Raw genomic sequence first — 3,408 nt, 5'->3', positions numbered from 1 at the left:
GCGCACTACGCACATATATCGGCGTTCTTGCTCAGCGGCCTATTTTGCTATCCATGTCCTTCTTAGCTCCCTACCGATTATGGGAGAGTAGCGCCTGCCTCTTGGGCGGGCTGCTGCTGGGGTGCTCATCCCCTGCTGTCAAGCGCCCCCTGTGTGAGCACGCCAAGGAGTTGGACTTGTACGTGGGCAACAGTAGCTGGGCCGATACGGTGGTCCGTGCGCAGGTGGTACTGGATGATGCGCTGGTGGTGGACACGCCCCTCCTGCGACAGTGCACCTCTTCCGAAAAACGGACGAAATCACTTCTTGTCTGCCCCGGACCACATCGGCTACAAGTCCAATTCGGCTAGTTCAACACAGACACAATGCTGACTATTGCGGGAGACCAATCCTTGTTTATCACCTACAATTATGAAACGTACAAAGGGGCAGATAACGGCATTGTGGTAGGCGTTCCTTAACCACGATTATGCTTGGTGCCATCTCATTGACTAGCGAAGACACGGTTATACTCTGTTTACTATTCCGTTTTCGCCCCTTGCCCCCGCCGCTACTGGCCTCACTACCTGGGCCAGCAGCGGTGAGTATCGGTCCGGTGCCCTGTGGCTCCAAACAACCGAAGCTGGGGGTGTGCTTGACCTACGTGGCTCCTCTTCCGCCGGCGCTCAGGTAGGAAAAAGCTTCAGGGGCAAGAAACGTGTCATGCGAGAGCGCTCCACGCACGGACAAGTGAGCAGAGGCAGCGTAGGGCCGGTCGGCGAGGGGGGAGTTCGTCGCTATCGGTGCCAGTATCGGCCGCTAGCGGGGGTGGTATTGACGCCGCTACCGGGGCCGAAGCGACACAGCTACTGGCACCGATATCACTGCCCGTTCCGGAAGGTACCGCTCCCAGTACAGGGGGCGGCACGGGGCATCACTGCTCCTAGCGGTATGAGGGCGGTAGGAGAGGTTACATGTTAAGAAGGAAGGTGCTTGACTGGCAACGTACATGGGGCTCCTATAGCGGATAATCCTCTTCTTTTTCGGTTCTTCGCGTTATGCGATGCTCACTGCTTCTCGGTTTAGGAGGCCTGCTCTTCCTTGGTACGGCTCACTGCACTAGTACGCGTCCGTCGGAGCGCGTTGAAACGATCCCGTTAGTGACGGCGGATCTGGACCGCTTCTGGGCCGCTTATTCAGCCGCCTTGCGCGATACGGCGCACGCCGACCGGATTTTCCAAGAACAGTATTTTGACCATGGCTCGCCCGGCCTGCACAACTACTTCCAGCGCAAGTACCAGGCGATGCCCACCGGTTCGCCCGCCATATTCTGCAGCGGCCCCGCTACTACGCCTCGGCCCGACAGACCATGCAGTCTGTGGCTGAGCAGAAACCGCAGATCCTGTCGGCGTTCCAGCGGCTCCAGCAACTCTACCCGCCTGTGCGGTTCAACTCCGTGTACTTTCTGGTCGGCGGCTTTGCCGGTAGCACCGCGCAGCCGCCGGGCTTGCTCGTCGAAGTGGACGGTACCAACGGGCCAGAAGTGGATACCTCGGAGTTGTCGCTGGTGCAGCGCAACCGGAGCACACCCGTGACACTACTACCCGCGCTGGTCATCCACGAGATGATTCATAATACGCAGCAGCCGATGGATGGCACCTTGCTCAGTGGGGTCATCCGCGAGGGCATGGCGGATTTCGTGGCCGAATTGGTTACAGGGCATCCGGGTACGAACGCCCGCTTACACGTCTACGGCAACGCCCACGAACGGGAACTGTGGCAGGCCTTTCAGCCCGTGATGCTGGGCACCAACCCCGCGCACTGGTTGGTGAATTCGAAAGAGGAAACCCCCGACAAGCCCTGTGACCTGGGCTACTACGTGGCTACAAAATCTGCCAGGCCTACTACAACCAAGCCAGCGACAAACAGCACGCGGTGGCGGCGATGCTGACGACGAAGGACTTCCAGGCCTTTCTGGCCCAAAGCGGGTACGAACAGAAAATGCGCGCCCTGTAGCGTAGTGGTTAGGTAACGGGTAGGGAAACTTTCTACAATACAGGTTTTACCCTAGCTGGTTACTCTCTGTCACGTTTGTTGAACGCTCCCTGAGGTGCTGTGACCAGTGCCCCTTAAATAGGGTGTCAAGTTTTGAACGGTCGTTTATGATCCGTTACAAATAACGCACACCCGTTGCAGTGGGCGTACTGTTGCTCTAGAAGAAAAAGATGAGTCAAGCCCCCACTTTAAATGCTTGGGCAATTACCAAGAAGGTTGACTGGTTAGAAGGCAGTAAACGTCTGATCCAGAATATACTGGTTAGTGCCTTGCGGTAAGATGATCTTCCAATGCAATGTTGTGGAGGACAACTCCAGGACCTCATACACCACAGGCATCGAACCCTTCCCATCCGAGAGGGTCAAAGTAGTGTACTCGCGGTTGAAGTCCCAGACGCCTTGCACAGCTTGGGCAGTAGTGGGATCGCATTTGGTGGCCCCTTCATCAAACACAACCGCCTTGTCAGAAGTAAACTGGACAAAGTTATCCAGGGCACAGGGCTTCAAGTCCGCATAATCATCGTGGGTAAGCGTCTGCCCGCCCCAAACTTCCGAAAAAAGCTGGGCAGTTACCCGCCACTTTTTGGTTGTGAGCAGTGCCACTTTGTCTTGGGCTGGCGTAGGATCCGACCTGTCAGAGCCACAACTATTAATGCCGCTTAGCAGGGCAAGATATACAGCGAACGGCGATAATTTCTCCAGTAAATAGGGGACCAATAGAGGCTGATGTATAAGTGAGCCTTGTTCCTTAAGGTCTCGAGACATAAAGACCAGATAGTACAAGTGCTAAGCAAATGGGAGGAGATGGTGTAATACTTTTTAAGAGAAAGCAAGTAAGTAAACCTTTCCTTAAAAAGTATTATATCACAAGCCTGCGTTTAAAAAATGACACAAGCTTGATCTTAGCTGTCACCGGCCTATTCTGTTGATTAGAGTAATGTGTTATAAGCCGGCCTTTATGGAATTATACACGAAGAAAAGCCCCGCACTGATGGTTGGGCTTTGTATTTAGATTAGGTCATCCACGGGCTTGATCACTTCACCGGCAAGACCCTGCGCGTTGGTAGGTCTTGGATGAAAGCATGGCGGGCGCGCGTAACTTGGATGGTGCGGATTGGTTTGGTGGAAGCAGGGAACAGTGGGTCCTCGTCGCGGGGGTAATGGGGTTTGCCAGTATTGACGGGTTACTTGCCTTTGGCAATGCGTCGCAACACGAATTCGACCTCCGCGTCTTGGCCCTTCAGCACTTGCTCAATGGTGGGCTGCACGTAATAGTCGGGCAGGCGTGTAGCAGGAGGGATGCGGTTGAGGCGCCCGCCGCACAGAAACGGCATGTCCACCAAGACACCCGAGTTGGCAGTTCGATGCTGTAACT

At 55.2% G+C, this 3,408-nt stretch carries 4 protein-coding genes; 2 read left to right on the top strand and 2 right to left on the bottom strand.

The window, feature by feature from the left end; genetic code table 11:
- Both VI25_RS22770 and VI25_RS22765 read left to right on the top strand, forming a co-directional pair.
- Positions 1–350, top strand: a 350-nt coding sequence (locus tag VI25_RS22770; protein WP_236705220.1) for a hypothetical protein, incomplete at its 5' end; no start/stop codon positions are given.
- A gap of 1,007 nt (positions 351–1,357) precedes the next feature.
- A complete protein-coding gene (locus tag VI25_RS22765; RefSeq protein WP_236705219.1) occupies positions 1,358–1,930 on the top strand; it encodes a DUF2268 domain-containing protein in 573 nt (190 codons plus the stop codon).
- Between the two features lie 328 nt (positions 1,931–2,258).
- On the opposite strand, the gene VI25_RS22760 is transcribed toward VI25_RS22765, so the two are convergent.
- Together VI25_RS22760 and VI25_RS25515 are read right to left on the bottom strand one after the other, a co-directional pair.
- The gene (locus VI25_RS22760; protein ID WP_055562962.1) at positions 2,259–2,798 is read right to left on the bottom strand and encodes a hypothetical protein; all 540 of its coding nucleotides are present in this window, start codon (positions 2,796–2,798) and stop codon (positions 2,259–2,261) included.
- Positions 2,799–3,217: 419 nt separating this feature from the next.
- Positions 3,218–3,408, bottom strand: a 191-nt coding sequence (locus tag VI25_RS25515) for a hypothetical protein (RefSeq protein ID WP_161807046.1), incomplete at its 5' end; no start/stop codon positions are given.

Source organism: Hymenobacter sp. AT01-02 (assembly GCF_000961955.2).
Taxonomy (GTDB): domain Bacteria; phylum Bacteroidota; class Bacteroidia; order Cytophagales; family Hymenobacteraceae; genus Hymenobacter; species Hymenobacter mucosus.
Note: the sequence above shows the minus strand (reverse complement) of the source record. Positions and strands in the feature narration are given on the sequence as shown.